The organism is Gardnerella sp. KA00243 (assembly GCF_049244105.1).
GTDB lineage: Bacteria > Actinomycetota > Actinomycetes > Actinomycetales > Bifidobacteriaceae > Bifidobacterium > Bifidobacterium leopoldii.
Window position 1 is genome coordinate 290,918 of record NZ_CP058375.1, and the last position, 15,904, is coordinate 306,821.

At 41.1% G+C, this 15,904-nt stretch carries 9 protein-coding genes and 2 tRNA genes; 5 read left to right on the forward strand and 6 right to left on the reverse strand.

What is annotated here, in order from left to right:
• Positions 1-87 precede the first annotated feature (87 nt).
• Positions 88-1,191, reverse strand: coding sequence for a hypothetical protein (locus HXT50_RS01170; protein WP_004119320.1), 1,104 nt, complete (start codon positions 1,189-1,191; stop codon positions 88-90).
• Positions 1,192-1,375: 184 nt separating this feature from the next.
• On the opposite strand from HXT50_RS01170, the gene HXT50_RS01175 reads away from it, so the two are divergent.
• Positions 1,376-1,449 (forward strand) — tRNA-Pro (locus HXT50_RS01175).
• A gap of 81 nt (positions 1,450-1,530) precedes the next feature.
• The gene (gene aroA, locus HXT50_RS01180) at positions 1,531-2,892 is read left to right on the forward strand and encodes a 3-phosphoshikimate 1-carboxyvinyltransferase (RefSeq protein WP_116442682.1); all 1,362 of its coding nucleotides are present in this window, start codon (positions 1,531-1,533) and stop codon (positions 2,890-2,892) included.
• A gap of 77 nt (positions 2,893-2,969) precedes the next feature.
• Here aroA and HXT50_RS01185 read toward each other — a convergent pair whose 3' ends face one another.
• From HXT50_RS01185 to HXT50_RS01195, 3 genes are all read right to left on the reverse strand, one after another.
• Positions 2,970-4,199, reverse strand: coding sequence for an acetate/propionate family kinase (locus tag HXT50_RS01185; protein WP_410297360.1), 1,230 nt, complete (start codon positions 4,197-4,199; stop codon positions 2,970-2,972).
• Between the two features lie 150 nt (positions 4,200-4,349).
• Entirely contained in the window at positions 4,350-6,056 is a 1,707-nt protein-coding gene (gene pta, locus HXT50_RS01190; protein WP_421776919.1) for a phosphate acetyltransferase, read from the reverse strand.
• A 287-nt stretch (positions 6,057-6,343) separates the two neighbouring features.
• The gene (locus HXT50_RS01195; RefSeq protein ID WP_421776920.1) at positions 6,344-8,821 is read right to left on the reverse strand and encodes a phosphoketolase; all 2,478 of its coding nucleotides are present in this window, start codon (positions 8,819-8,821) and stop codon (positions 6,344-6,346) included.
• Between the two features lie 401 nt (positions 8,822-9,222).
• Here HXT50_RS01195 and guaA point away from each other — a divergent pair, with 401 nt between their 5' ends.
• From guaA to HXT50_RS01210, 3 genes are all read left to right on the forward strand, one after another.
• Entirely contained in the window at positions 9,223-10,785 is a 1,563-nt protein-coding gene (gene guaA, locus HXT50_RS01200; RefSeq protein ID WP_410297358.1) for a glutamine-hydrolyzing GMP synthase, read from the forward strand.
• 522 nt (positions 10,786-11,307) lie between these two features.
• Positions 11,308-12,696, forward strand: coding sequence for a PTS ascorbate transporter subunit IIC (locus HXT50_RS01205; RefSeq protein ID WP_004106942.1), 1,389 nt, complete (start codon positions 11,308-11,310; stop codon positions 12,694-12,696).
• A gap of 210 nt (positions 12,697-12,906) precedes the next feature.
• Positions 12,907-13,638 carry a GntR family transcriptional regulator gene (locus HXT50_RS01210; protein ID WP_421776921.1) on the forward strand — a complete coding sequence of 244 codons (732 nt, stop codon included), beginning with the start codon at positions 12,907-12,909 and terminating at the stop codon, positions 13,636-13,638.
• Positions 13,639-13,738: 100 nt separating this feature from the next.
• Here HXT50_RS01210 and HXT50_RS01215 read toward each other — a convergent pair.
• Positions 13,739-13,826 (reverse strand) — tRNA-Leu (locus tag HXT50_RS01215).
• A gap of 114 nt (positions 13,827-13,940) precedes the next feature.
• Positions 13,941-15,896 (reverse strand): FAD-binding protein, encoded by a 1,956-nt coding sequence (locus HXT50_RS01220; protein ID WP_421776922.1) that lies wholly within the window; start codon positions 15,894-15,896, stop codon positions 13,941-13,943.
• Positions 15,897-15,904 lie beyond the last annotated feature (8 nt).

The window sequence follows — 15,904 nt, forward strand, 5'->3', positions numbered from 1 at the left end:
AAGAAGTTCGTGACTTGTAAAAACTAAAAGCAGCGCAGAAATTTAAGTTTCTACGCTGCTTTTGTTAGTTTAATTTATCTTTTGTTCTTATTCTATTTGTGCTTTTGAGCTTCTATTTAATATTAAAGCTTGATTTATTTTTGATTGAAGACGATCGCTTTGCATAGCCGCAACTTGTCGTGAAAATACAATAATCCATCCAAGAAATAGCAGACATGATAATGCTTCAACATTTGTAAGAGTATTATTTCCATGTACCCACTGATTTCCTGCCCACGCAGTAAGAATAACCGCTAAATCGGAAGCAATATAGAATGTGCGAGAAAGCCTAGGAGCAAGCCATGGAAGGCAAACAAGCATTGTGCAAATTAATCCTGTCACTCCTCGAGCACATAAATCATGTAAGAAAGGATGTGGCGTGTATCTAAAAGTTCCTATTCCAATAAACGATATTCCTCCAAGAATCAGCAAAGCTGCCATAACAGTTGTGCGCATCTTGAAGTGTTTAATCAGTTTTTGGTTATTGTGTTGTAGCATTTCGTGCTGTGTTGCAACGAATTCAGTAATAGCAAAGTAGCTCGTTATGATAATGCAAATTCCTGACAAAACAAGTGTTGCATTAAACATACTAGCTGCAAATGTTGTGCGGTCTCCAAGTTGAGAGAAATTATTGTTATACCAGTACGGATCATCTGTCGTAAGACCTGCAGTTGCAGCTCCAGAAATAACGAATAATGGCAGGAGGGAAGCCACAGTTTTAGCTTCAAGAAGTTCAGCTTGAATAAGAGTTGCGTATCCAACTATTCCAGATAAAGCTGAGCATAATACTGGTAAATAGCTGTTCATTGCCGCTCTGCCAATAATGCTATTAATAATAGATAGCAAAGCAAAAGACATAAGAAACATCGTTGCGCCGTAAATCGTAGAAAGCGCTGTTATTTCAAACGCGTGCTTAGCTACTCGAATTAAGTGATGGCTGATAACTTTTTTATTTGTACGCAAGTATCCAACAATAAAAGCGCCTACGCTGCACAAAGACACAATAGTTGAAGCTGTAAGGAATAATCGCTGGCTAATTTGCCAAAATGCTGGCATTGTTGCCATATACATTCTCATAATAATCATTCCACAAGCTGCGCAAACTATGAATGATATTAACCCCATTGCCTCTGTTCGCTGGAAGCGTCCCATACTTAGCCCCTTTTTCTTTAAACTAATTCTATTGTATCGTTTGGTGGCTAGTAATGAGTTTTGTTAGTCGAATTTTGTAATGAAGAAAAAATTTTCATAATACGTGTGTCGTAATTTGCATTTGTCTGCAAAGTGCGCTATTGTAATTGATTGTGCTTGGAACTGGTAATCAGTTCAAAAGCCTCGGGGTGTAGCGCAGTTTGGTAGCGCGCCTGCTTTGGGAGCAGGATGTCGCAGGTTCGAATCCTGTCACCCCGACTTTTTATATCTAATGAAATATGCGTATTTTTGCTTTTTATTCTTATTTAACAGTACATGTCAATCGATAGTATTCATAGTATGAGTGGTATTAACGATATTGCAGATTGCACTACTTTTTGGAAAGCGCCGTATGCTAATCATCAATTAAAAGCTTATATTGAGGTTCCTGGAAGTAAATCTTTGTCGAATCGTTATTTAATTTTGGCAGCTTTGAGCACAAAACCAGTAGTTTTACAAGGATTATTGCGCTCGCGCGACACGGAGCTTATGATTAGCGCTTTATCTACATTTGGCGTTAGATGTGAGTTATTAAATGAAGATGGAACTAAGCTTCGTGTAATTCCTCCAGAAGACGGAGTTTTTAGGATTCCAGATAATGCTGAAGTGTATTGTGGTTTAGCTGGAACTGTAATGCGTTTCGTTGCAGCTTTAGCTTTATTTGCAAATAAAGCTGTGCGATTTGATGGCGATAAGCAAGCTTATGCTCGTCCTATGAAGCCAGTTCTTGACGGTTTAGAGCAGCTTGGTGCTCGCGTAGAATATCAAGGAGAAGAGGGTTTCTTACCTTTTACTATTACGCCACCTTCAGTCGAATTTAAAATAAATAATTTTTCTGAAAAAATCGTGCAAATTGATTCTTCTTCATCATCACAATTTATTTCTGCGATGCTTCTAATTGGTTCACGTATTCCTGGTGGATTAGAGCTTAAACATATTGGTGATACATTACCAAGTATGCCGCATATTCGCATGACTATGGACGATATTTGCAAAGCGGGTGGGGTTGTAAATATGACTAGCAACGCAATGTGGCATGTTAAAGAGAGCAAAATAGCTTTATCTGATACTGTTACTATAGAGCCTGATCTTTCTAATGCTGCGCCATTTTTAGGAGCATCATTGATTGCTGGAGGAAGTGTCAGTATACCTAATTGGCCGTTTTCTTCAACTCAACCTGGAGGATTGCTTCCTGGAATATTAGAGAAAATGTGCGCAAAAGTTAGTTTTGAAAAAACAAGCGATGACGCTGGAATAATGCATGTGGAAAGCGATGGTTCGATTAAAGCAATTCCGTATCTTGATTTGAGTGCAGCAGGGGAGATTGCTCCTAGTATTGCAGCTATTCTTGCTTTTGCGGACGGTCCAAGTGAACTTCATGGTATCGCGCATTTGAGAGGGCATGAAACGAATCGTTTGCAAGCTTTAGTTAATGAATTGAATCGAGTTGGGATTGGTGCTAAAGAGCTCGAAGATGGCATTCGTATTGAGCCAAGTAATCATATGCATGGGGAAGTAATGGAAACTTATGCGGATCACAGAATGGCAACTTTTGCTGCAATGCTTGGATTACGCATAGAAAATATAAGAATCAAAAATATTTCTACTACTCGCAAAACGATTCCTGATTTTCCAGGAATGTGGCATAGAATGCTTGAATAATAAATAATCCCGAGCCTTTTTGACCCGGGATTATTCATATTTATTTATTTTGTTCTACGCCGTTAAGCGCAAACAATTTAGTGCTCAAACTTGTTGCCGTAGCTATCTTCACCAGCTTCAGCAATGGTTGCAGCCTTGCGCGCAATAGCCAACTCTTCGTTCGTTGGAATCACAGCAATAATCACAGAGCTGTCTGGAGTGGAAATAACGCGTGGCTCCTTAGAACGAACCAAATTCTTTTCCTTATCGAGCTTAACGCCGAATGGCTCAAGCTTTTCGCATACGCGAGCGCGTACAATTTCGTCGTTTTCGCCGACACCAGCTGTGAAGGTAATGACATCAACGCCGCCCATTTGAGCAGTATAGTTGCCAATATAACCAACAATGCGGTGCACGTATACGCCGAGAGCGAGCTTAGCGTTTTCATCGCCTTCTGCGATGAGCTTGTGAATATCACGCAAATCGCCATGACCAGTCATACCCATCATGCCTGAACGCTTGTTGAAGAGAGTGTCAAGTTCGTCCACGTTCATGTGAGCGTTGCGAATAAGGTGGAACACTACAGCTGGGTCAATATCGCCAGTGCGACCGCCCATCATCAAGCCTTCGAGTGGGGTTAAGCCCATAGAAGTTTCGACTGGTTTTCCAGAAATCTGAGCAGAAGCAGAAGCACCGTTACCAATGTGCAAAACAATCTGCTTCAAACCTTCTGCAGGCTTACCGACAACGCTTGGAACAACAGAGCCAATGTATTCGTGAGAAGTGCCGTGAGCACCATAACGACGAATATGATAGCGATCTGCGATTTCCTTGTTCAAAGCATAAGTTGCTGCAACCTGTGGCAAAGCATGGAAGAATGAAGAATCGAATACCATAATTTGTGGAACATCTGGCAAAAGTTCAGTCATGACTTCAGCGCCAACAGCTTCTGGACCGTTGTGAAGTGGAGCCAAAACTGCCAAATCCTTAACCTTATTGATTGTCTTTTCATTGACTAATGCAGGCTTAGGGAATGTTAAGCCACCCTGAACAACGCGGTGACCGACAGCAACAATGCCAGACTCTGAAAGCTTTGGACCATATTCTTCGAAGAATCCAAGTACGCGTTTCAAGCCCTGCTCGTGATCGTGAACTGGCTCATCGAACTCATGCTTTTCGCCATTGAATACGTGCTTGTAGTGGCCGTCAACTGGCTCGCCAATCTTCTCAACGATGCCGGAAGCGATGCCTTCACCGCTTTCCAAGTCAACGAGTTGATACTTAATCGAACTGGAACCAGAATTGATAACAAGAACGGTTTTTGCCATGTGGGCATCCTCCATAAGTATTGATAAGGCTTATAAATTGCCACGCTCTAGTTTAGCGTTAAGTTCCTACAAACTTAAAGATATTGAGTGCAATGCAATACCTAAAGATTATGTGTGCACTGTGGTGCTGTTTTAGGAGCTTTATTATGTTTATTCTGATTGTGCTTCTAATGCGGTTAAAGCAACAGTATTAATAATATCTTGTACTAAAGCTCCTCTAGACAAATCATTTACAGGCTTATTTAATCCTTGCAAAATTGGACCAACAGCCAGTGCTCCGCTGGAGCGTTGCACGGCTTTATAAGCGATATTTCCTGCGCATAAATCAGGGAATACAAATACATTCACATGACCAGCAATACTATTATTTTTTGCTTTTGCTGCAGCAACTGTAGGAGACCATGCTGCATCAAACTGTATAGATCCAACAATTGCTAAATCAGGTGCTTTTTCTTTCGCAATGCGTGTTGCTTCTTCTACAGTATCAACATCTGGCCCTTTTCCTGAACCAAGCGTTGAATAGGATAGCATTCCAACTTTAGGGTTGAGTCCGAAAGTCTCAGCAGTGTGTGCAGACTGAATAGCAATATCAGCAAGCTGCTCTGCACTAGGATTTGGGTTGATTGCACAATCTGCAAATACAGATACGTGATCTTTGAAGCACATAAGGAATGCTCCAGAAACCAGCTTAGAACCAGGCTTAGTTTTGATAACTTGAAGAGCAGGTCGTACAGTATTTGCAGTTGAATTAACTGAACCAGAAACAAGACCGTCTGCTTGACCTAGTACTACTAGCATGGTGCCGAAGTAGCTTGCGTCTGTTAATTGTTCACGCGCTTGCTTTTCTGTCATTCCTTTCTTTGCTCTTAATTCGCAAAGTTTTGTAATCATATGGCTTAGCATTGCTTCATCGTGCATAGATTGGAAACTAGCTTTGCAAAGAGAATTGAGATTTAGTTCTTCTGCTCGAGCAAGAATAGATTCGCGTTCTCCAATGATAATTAGATTTACAATATCACGTTCTAGCAAATAGTTTGCTGCTTTAAGAATACGATCTTCTTCTCCTTCCGGAAGAACTATAGTTTTCTTATTTTCTTTTGCTTTCCCTAATAAACTGTATTGGAAAGCATAAGGTGTGGTTGGATCTTTAAATGGTTGGTGGAGAGCATTAAGAACATCATTTTCTCGAACGCAATTTACGAATGTTTCTAATGAAGAATTTTTAGTTTCTTCATCTATTGGTGGCAAAACCCATAATGGAGTTTGGCTTACTCGGGATGCTTCGTCGTTCGAGTTTGCATAATTCCTAGAGCTATAGTCACGCATTAACTCAGCTCCAAGTTCTGGATCGCAGTTTGTAACAAATACTCCTAAAACTTGTGTGCATGATTTAAGAACGCAAGCATTTGCAGAATCTATAGTTTGTAAAATTTGTTGCGAGTTTCTGCCTTGAGCTGAAACTGTGAGAAAAACAGGCGATTCCAAGTCAGCTGCAACAGTTGCGTCGAAAGAAAACAGTTCTGGATCATATGCTGGGTTTGCGTCACTAGAAACAATAATAGAAGCTTGAGCAGAGGTGGATTGCAACAATTCGTTATAGCGCGCAACGATATCTCCTCGCACTGTGTCTTTATTTGTTCTAACTATTTCTGGAGTTGTTGCAATAACTTGTTCTAATTTCGTTGAAGTATTTGCGATACCCAAAAGTTGTTTAGTAAAAGTGTCATTTGGTTGAGCGCATGGACGAAAAACAGTAGTGCTGTAGTTATTAGACAGAATATGTGTTATTCCGAATGCAACAGCATTTCTGCCGTACATATCTTCGTTGCCGATAATTGTTACATTAATATGCGACACGATGCGTTCTCCTTTGATACTTCGTGTTACTGCTAGGTTTATATTGTTAATGTAAGTTTTGCATTTTTGCAATATAAACAAACTTTTTCCATTGTACGGCTTATCTACGTTGTACACGCACAAAATAGTAATTATAAATGTAATTTATTTTGTATATAACTAGTTTTATTGCATTGTTTGTTTTAATAACATGGAGTTTTTTGTTTTAATATACAAAACGGGAGCCAATCTTTCGATTGACTCCCGAAATATTTTAGCTAACCAGTTTTAGCTTTATCAGCTTAAAACTACTCGTTATCGCCTGCGGTTGCAGCGGTAGCGGTGACAGCGCCTGGCTTATCGGTCTTAACGCCTGGCCATACCCAATCGGTGTAGTCTGGGTGATCAAGACCCTTGTCGACTGCATACTGGAAGGCTTCGAGGCGGAAGTCCTCGAGCTTCTTGATTTCGTCGGCATACTTAGCGGCGTCAACCATGCGCAATGCTTCAGCGGTAAGCTCGTAACGATCCATGTCGTTCACACGAACCATATCGTATGGCGTTGTGGTGGAGCCCTGCTCCTTGTAGCCATGAACGTTGAAGTTATCGTGGTTTGGACGATCGTAAATCAAGCCGCGAACGTCATGTGCGTAGGAGTGATAAGCGAAGAGGACTGGCTTGTCAGCAGTGAAGAGCTCAGTGAACTCTTCGTCAGCCAAAGCTTCGTTGTTTTCCTTAGCGGACTGCAACTTGAGCAAGTCAACAACGTTAACAACCTTGAACTTAACGCCAAGCTTGTTCAACTTGTCGGCAGCTGCCATCAATTCCTGCTGTGGAACATCGCCAACACCAGCGAGAACAACCTGAACTTCGTCATTGTTCTTAGCGTTGGAAGCCCACTTCCACTCAGCAGCACCCTTCTCGAGCTCTTCGCGAGCTTCGTCGAGAGTCAACCAAGTAGCAGCTGGCTGCTTACCAGCGAAGATAGCGTTAATCATGTTGGTGGACTTGTAAGCCTTTTCAGCAACAGCAAGCAACATGTTGGAATCTACTGGGAAGTAAATGCCGATTACGTGATCGTTGTTGAAGGTCTTGTTCAAGAGCACGGAGGTTACGCCTGGATCCTGGTGCGAGAAGCCGTTGTGATCCTGACGCCATACGTGAGAGGATACCAACAAGTTCACAGAGGAGATTGGCTTACGCCATGGGATCTCACGAACGGTAGCCTCAAGCCACTTTGCGTGCTGGTTCAACATGGAGTCGATAACGTGTACGAAGGACTCGTAGGAGCTCCAGATGCCGTGACGACCGGTGAGCAAGTAACCTTCGAGGAAGCCTTCCATCTGATGCTCGGAAAGCTGCTCGGTGACCTGACCGGTAACAGCCATGTGCTCATCGACTAAGCCGGAGAGATAGCCAGCATCCCACTGCTTGTTGGTTACTTCGTAAGCAGCCTGCAAACGGTTGGAAGCAGTCTCATCTGGTCCGAAGATACGGAAGGAATCTGGGTTGTTCTTGATGATGTCACGAGTGTAAACACCAAGACGACGGGTAGCTTCGAGCTGGCCCCAGCCGTGACCGAATTCCTTAACTTCCTTGACTTCGTAATCTTCAAGCTTTGGAAGCTTCAAGTCTTCACGAATGCGACCACCGTTGGCGTTTGGATTTTCACCAATGCGGAGTTCGCCCTTTGGCATGAAGGAAAGAACGTCTTCCTTCACAGCGCCCTTTTCATCGAAGAGCTCTTCAGGCTTGTAGGACTTCATCCAGTTCTTCAAAACCTCGAAGTGAGCTTCGGTATCGCGAGCAGATGCCAGTGGCACCTGGTGTGCACGCCAAGAACCTTCGGTCTTCTTGCCATCGATGAACTTCGGGCAGGTCCAACCCTTTGGAGTGCGGAAGATAATCATTGGGTAGTAAGGACGAGTTACATCGTTAGTCTGAGCCTCAGCCTTAATATCGCAAATTTCATCGAAGATAGTTTCGAACATATCGGCAAAGCGACGGTGGATGGACATATGATCCTCATCGTCGAAGCCGGCAACGAACTCGTATGGTTCATAACCCATGCCGTGGAAGAACTCATGAAGCTCCTCATCGGAAATACGGGAAAGAATTGTTGGGTTAGCAATCTTATAGCCGTTCAAGTGCAAGATTGGAAGCACGATACCATCGGTACGTGGGTTCACAAGCTTATTGGACTGCCAACCGGTAGCCAAAGGACCGGTCTCAGCTTCACCATCGCCAACGATTGCTGGAACGAACAAGCTTGGGTTGTTCATAACAGCGCCGTAAGCGTGAGAAAGTGCGTAACCAAGCTCGCCACCTTCGTGGATGGAACCTGGGGTTTCAGGAGCGAAGTGAGAAGGAATACCGCCTGGGTAAGAGAACTGACGGAAGAACTTCTGCAAACCAGCTTCGTCCTTAGTAATCTTTGGATAGTACTCAGTGTAAGTACCGTCGAGGTAAGACTGAGCAGTACCAGCTGGGCCGCCGTGGCCTGGACCCATGATAATCACGGTGTTCTGCTGGTGATCAGCGATAAAACGATTAATGTGGCCGATAAGGAAGTTAAGACCTGGAGTGGTGCCCCAGTGGCCCACCAGACGATGCTTAACGTCTTCGCGAGTGAACGGCTCCTTCATTAGAGGGTTGCTGCGAAGATAAATTTGGCCGATTGCAAGATAGTTGGCAACGCGCCAGTACTTGTCTACGCCTTCGATAGCTGCCTCGGAAACTGGAGCGTTTAGCTTCTTCCAAGGTGTGCCAATAACAGGACTCGTCATGTGTACTCCTGTACTCAAGCACTTTTCAGTGCAATTTGATCATTACCATTTGGTTATAGAGACTGGAAAACAAATGTATTACAGCTCTTTTTCCATCCGTTTCAGTATAGTGCCAGCGTCTGACTTTTGTTCGTTTGGTTACTTCTTCGTGCATTTGTGTTGAAAAAATGTGTGATTATGTGCGTAAAAAATGAGCCATTTGTATAGATTATGTTATATTTAATGTTCATTTTATACTTTATAGTTAAGCGTTTCGCACAAAAATCTACCAACGTTATTTGCAGTGTTAGACTGTACGTGTAACTTTTGTGTTTAATTTTCGGCGTTTTGTAATTACGTAACGTCGCAAAGTTTCACTATTATAAGTTGAATCGTGTTAGAACTTATATATAAGGAGAATCATGGCAAAAGGACCAGTGCTTGTCGTTGATTTTGGCGCTCAATATGCTCAGCTTATTGCTCGTCGAGTGCGCGAAGCAAATGTGTATTCAGAACTTGTTCCTCACTCTATGCCAGTTGACGAAATGCTTGCTAAGGATCCTCAAGCTATTATTCTTTCAGGCGGTCCTGCTTCTGTTTATGAACCAGGTGCTCCTGACATTGATCCAAAGATTTTTGAAGCAGGTGTACCGGTTCTTGGTATTTGCTATGGCTTCCAGGTAATGGCTCATGAGCTTGGTGGCGATGTCGATAAAGCTGCACTTGGTGAGTACGGCAAGACTGCTGCAACTATTGATGATTCTGAAGGTTTACTTTCCGGATCCCCATCTGCGCAGAATACTTGGATGAGTCACGGTGTTGCTGTTAAGCGTGCTCCAGAAGGTTTTACGGTTTTGGCTCACACAGAAGGTGCTCCAGTTGCAGCAATGCAAGACGAAAGTCGCAAACTCTACGGTGTGCAATGGCATCCAGAAGTTAAACACACTCCATTGGGTCAGGAACTTATATCTACATTCTTACATAAGTGTGCAGGACTGGATAATAATTGGAATCCTTCTAATATTATTGAGGATCAAGTTGCTAAGATTCGTGAAGAAGTTGGCGACGCGCAAGTTATTTGTGGTCTTTCTGGCGGCGTAGATTCTGCTGTTGCTGCAGCATTGGTACATAAAGCAATTGGCAATCAGCTTACTTGCGTTTTTGTTGACCACGGTTTGCTTCGTAAAGGCGAAGTTGAGCAGGTTAAGCATGATTTTGTTGAAGCAACAGGCATTAAACTTATTGCAGTTGATGCAGAAGATGACTTTTTGGACGCACTTAAAGGCGTGAGTGAGCCGGAGTGCAAGCGTAAGATTATTGGCGAGAAGTTTATACGCACTTTTGAAAAAGCTCAGCGTCAAGTTATCGAAGAAGCTGGAAAATCTGGAGCAGAAGTTAAGTTCCTTGTGCAAGGCACGCTTTACCCGGATGTAGTTGAATCCGGTGGCGGTGATGGTGCTGCAAACATCAAATCTCATCACAATGTTGGAGGTTTGCCAAAAGATTTGAAGTTTAAGCTTATTGAACCTTTGCGTACTTTGTTTAAGGATGAAGTTCGTGCTATTGGAACTGAGCTTGGACTTCCAGATGAAATTGTTTGGCGTCAGCCATTCCCAGGACCTGGTTTAGGTATTCGTATCGTGGGCGAGATTACACGCGAACGCTTAGCTGTTCTTCGTGAAGCAGATGCTATTGCGCGCGAAGAGCTTTCTAAAGCTGGATTGGATCGCGACATTTGGCAATGCCCAGTCGTTTTGCTTGCTGATGTTCATTCTGTTGGTGTTCAGGGTGATGAGCGTACATATGGTTCTCCAATTGTTTTGCGTCCTGTGAGCTCTGAAGATGCTATGACAGCTGATTGGTCTCGTGTGCCTTACGATGTGTTGGCAAATATTTCTACTCGAATCACGAATGAATGCCGTCAAATTAATCGTGTAGTGCTTGATGTAACGTCTAAGCCGCCTGCCACGATTGAGTGGGAGTGACAGTTTTTGATGAGAATTATTGACTGAAATATAAACATATGTTTATACAGTAAAACATATGTTTATTTTCATTAAAAACTGTAATAATTACTGATTTTTATAAAGCACTTCGCGAAAATGGAGTGCTTTTTTCTGTATATTGGTGTGTCGAATTTTCTAAAAACAGGTAAATTTTCGAATTTTATCGATATTTAATGAATATTTTAGTAGTAAATACAGTTGTTTTTAATTGTTTATAATGTTTAAACGATATAATGAATTTTACATGAAACAACAGTATGAGCTGTAACAGTAGTTGTTGGCTGGGTGTAAAAACTGCTGCTCGTAGTAGCTCTTACTACTTTGCTTCATTGCGGAACCGTGAATTTTGTATGTGTAGTTTTACTGTGCTACGAAACTAATCGTGTATTTCGAATAGTTTCGCCTACGGTATCGTTTGCGAAGTTTGTAAGATATTTTTTTGCCGCCAATAATTGCGTAAGCCGCTCAAACTATATCGATTAATATGGTAAGGAGAGTTACGTGGACGGCATTTTGTCAGTACTGCTCGATATTTTCAGACAGCCATCTGTTATAGTTGCGCTTATTTCCTTTATTGGGCTTGCAGTGCAAAGAAAGAAATTCTCGGATATTTTGCAAGGATCAATTCGTACTCTTGTTGGTTTTCTTGTTTTAGCAGCTGGTTCTGGAGTTATTACTGAAGCGTTGAATCCATTTGGCAAAATGTTTCAATACGCATTTCATGTGCAAGGCGTAGTGCCGAATAATGAAGCAATTATTGGAACTGTTTTATTGAAGTATGGCTCTGAATCTGCGCTTATTTTCTTCTTTGGAATGATTGTTAATATTATTCTTTCTATTACTTCTCGTTTTAAATTTATCTATTTAACGGGTCACGTAGCTTTCTATATGGCAAGTATGCTTGCTGTTATATTTAATGTTGCTGGTTTTAGCATGTGGGAAGTCCTTTTATGGGGTTCAATTGCTCAAGGATTGTTTACGACAATTTCTCCAGCACTGGTGCAGCCGTTTATGAAAAAAGCTTCAGGCAAAGATGATGTTGCTTTAGGACATCCTGCTGGTACTGGTGTTGCTTTAGGTGCGTTAATTGCAAAGATTACTGCTTCAAAAAAGCGTCCTTCTAAGTCAACTGAGGATATTAAATTCCCAGCAGCATTGGGATTCTTGCGTGATACAACAGTTCTTATCACGCTTTCTATGGCTGTTATTTATATCGTAGTGGCTCTTTTTGCTGGATCTTCGTATGTTGAAACACATTTATCTAATGGTCAAAACTCCATTGTTTTCGTTATGTTGAAGGCTGCAACTTTTGCTGCAGGTGTTTATATTATTCTTGCAGGCGTGCAGATTGTTCTTGACGAAATTGTTCCAGCTTTTAAGGGAATATCGGAAAAGCTTGTTAAAAATGCTCGTCCTGCTTTAGATGCACCAATGACTTTTGGCTTTGCTCCTAATGCTGTTCTTATTGGCTTCTTGGCTAGTTTCTTTGGCGGCTTGCTTGGAATGACGTTTATGGCGATTTTGGGAACGACAATTATTATTCCTGGAATTGTTGCGCATTTTATGGCTGGTGGTGCTGCAGGAGTATTTGGTAATGGTCAAGGTGGAATACGTGGTTGCTTGACTGCATCATTTATTAATGGCCTTTTCATTACTTTCCTTCCGTTGTTCCTTTTGCCAGTGCTTGGCAATTTAGGAAGTGCAAATTCTACATATTCTGATGCAGATTATGGCGTATTTGGTGTAATACTTGGTCACGTAAATATTGTCGGTGGTCGTACTGTTCTAATTTCTGTAATACTTATTGCACTAATATTGTTCTATTCTGTTTCGATATTGATGAATAAACGCGATTCTAATAATTTTGAAAAAGTTGAAGAAATAAAATAAGTAAAGAAAATAAAAATACAATTAAATAATTGTGTAGACATAGATTAAATTCTTTTTACTCATTTTCCTATTTGTTTGTACATTTTATGTTAGGGCTGATAGGATAACAGAGTTATTAGTTTTGCATGAGCCGTTGTTACTATGCTGTGTTTTACACAAACTAGTATCAGCGGCTTTTTCATGCTAGCGCTTAGTTAGGGGAGAGTGATAATGGTCGACGGTGTGCCTAAATATATTGCTGTGCGAGATAATCTACGCGCTCATATTGATTCTATGGAAGCTAACGAACAATTACCTCCTGAAATTGAATTGTGCAAACAGTACAATGTGAGTCGTATCACTTTGAGGCATGCAGTTGATAATCTTATTACTGAAGGATTACTTGTTCGTGAGCAGGGTAGGGGAACATTTCGAGCTTCTTCAATTATTCATACTTATAATCAGGAAGTGATTTCTGATCGCGCGCAAGGATTTTATGAGCAGGCTTATTCTAATGATGCAAAAGTTAGAATAAAAGTTATTGAAAAAGATGTTATTCACGATGAAGATGCTGCTGCTCGTTTAGGTCTTGATCCAGAAGATGAGTTGATATGTTTGAAACGCTTGCGCTATGTTGACGATGTTTTATCGCGTTATAGTGTGATTTATTTGTCTGCTTCGCGTTTTCCTAAAATTTTGACGCATGATTTTTCAGATGATTCGTTAGCTGATTTTTTGTTCAAAGCGTACGCTGTTCAGCTTGTAGAAAATGAGGTGTCTGTGCATGTAGAAGAGCTGTGTGACCGGCTTGCGGCAGTACTGAATGTTGAAGTTGGAACTTCTGTAATTGCAGCTTATTCTACTGTAAAAGATAAGTTTGGCACGATTATTGCTTTTGGTGCAGCTGTTTATACGCCAAATTCTGGCGAGATTCGTTTCCATTTGCATTCAAATGCTGCTTAATTAAATTTTTTAGGGCTAGCTAAGATGATCTTCTTAGCTAACACCTTTTTTGCGTTAGAAAACAATAAAACCTTGCTGGCTTTCCAGCAAGGTTTTTTCGTGTCCGGAGCGGGAGTTGAACCCGCACGCCTGTAACAAATAGGCACTAGCACCTCAAGCTAGCGCGTCTACCATTCCGCCACCCGGACAGGTGTTTTAGACAACAGATAAGACTATAACATCTTTTTTTCTTCTTCGCTTCGGCGTGTTGAAAAAATTACGAATTTTCAAAATATTTATATATGAAAATAGTAATAATAGTTTTAAATTATGCTATTTTCAGTATAAAAATCTCCTTTACTATCTTGTTTAAAATCAATAACATTCACTGGCTTTTTTGCCAAGTTTCCATCAAAGTCAATGAACGAGTGTTGTGGCAATGAAGAAATATCATGTTTTGGATAGTCTCTTCTAAAGAAAGCACCTCTAGATTCATGTCTAGCAAGTGAAGATTGTAATACTGCTTTTGCAAGTAGTGACATGTTCTTTATTTCCCATATTGCAGTAATTTCTTGGTTAAAAACTAAATTATCGCTATGAATGTGTAATGACTGAATTTTAGGATCTATAAATTCTTGTATGTCATTGAGTGCTTTCTTAATTGATTGTTCGTCGCATGATATTGCAACAGCGTTTTCCATGATTTTTCCTAAATCTGCAAATAATTTATAAGGATTATCTTCTTCTATTTGTGAAGATTCGTCGTTATAACTGTTGTCTGTAAAATCTGTAACTTGCTTCGCACTCGTTTCCATAAGCTGATTAAGTTCATTATTTCTTTGTTTATATAAGACTTGTAGTGCAACATTACTTGAGATAGTTTTATTGGTTTCGTTCGTTTCGTTCGTTTCATTGATTTCGTTACTGTTAGTTTCATCATCCTTGTTTAAGTTTTTCAATTCCTTTGCTATTGTTGCTCCCGCACGATTTCCAAAAAGGCATGCGTCAAGCAAGGAGTTTCCTCCTAATCGATTAGCTCCGTGCACTCCTACGCATGAGCATTCTCCGGCAGCGTATAAACCATAAACAATATTTTGGTTGTTATTTTGCCATCTATATACTTTTCCATTCAAAGTTATCGGTATTCCGCCCATTGTGTAGTGAGCTGTAGGGCGAATTGGGACTAAATCGCAAGTTGGGTCAAGATGAGCATATTTTTCAATAGTTTCTGTAACTTGTGGCAAGTATCCTAACATATTTTCTCGGCTGATATGTGTCATATCTAGCCAAACACAATCGTTATGCGAATTACTTTGTTGCGTAGTTGTTGAATCGTTTACACCTCTGCCTTCGCGAATTTCTTTGGCAATTGCACGAGAAACAACATCTCTTGGAGCTAAATCTGCATGTACTTCATCGTATTTTTTCATAAAAGCTTCGCCATTTGAGTTCCTAAGCACGCCGCCTTCAGCTCTTGCTGCTTCTGAAAGCAGAATACCAGTATGAGCTAGTCCAGTAGGGTGGAATTGAATGAACTCGCAGTCTTCAAGTTGTAATCCTGCTTTTAGAGCTAAAGCCATGCCATCGCCTGTTAAATCCCACGAATTGGATGTTGTTGCAAATAATCTTCCCGATCCGCCTGTAGCTAAAAGTAAGAATCTAGACCTTATTGCTCGCAAGTTTCCTGCAGATAAATCAAATGCAACAATTCCTTCAACGCTCATAGTTTGATCGTTTATAGCAACATCTGTTACGTAACAATCTTCAGCAAATACAATATTCTCGGAAACACATTGTTGCCATAAGCTATGCAAAATTTGGTGGCCAATACGATCTGCAGCAAAAGCCGCACGTTCAATTGGATTCTTGCCAAAATTAGCAGTATGTCCACCAAAACGGCGTTGATTAATATATCCATTTTGCGTTCGAGAAAATGCTACGCCATCATGTTCAAGTTGAATAACTGTTTTCGGCGCTTCTTTTGCAAGTAGCTTTGCTGCATCTTGATCGCTTAGCCAATCTCCGCCATGAACTGTGTCATAATAATGCCATTGCCATTTGTCTTGTTCAACATTTCCAAGGCTTGCTGCTATACCTCCTTCAGCAGAACCAGTGTGTGAACGCAATGCTGGCACTTTAGAAATCACTAAAATTGATGGTGTTTTTCCTTCTTTTTTCATGCATGTGTATTCTTCGGATTTAATTAATCCTAGTGCTGCAGATAATCCTGCAGCTCCAGCGCCAACAATAATAACATCGTAGTATTCGCTTGATTGCATACTTTTAT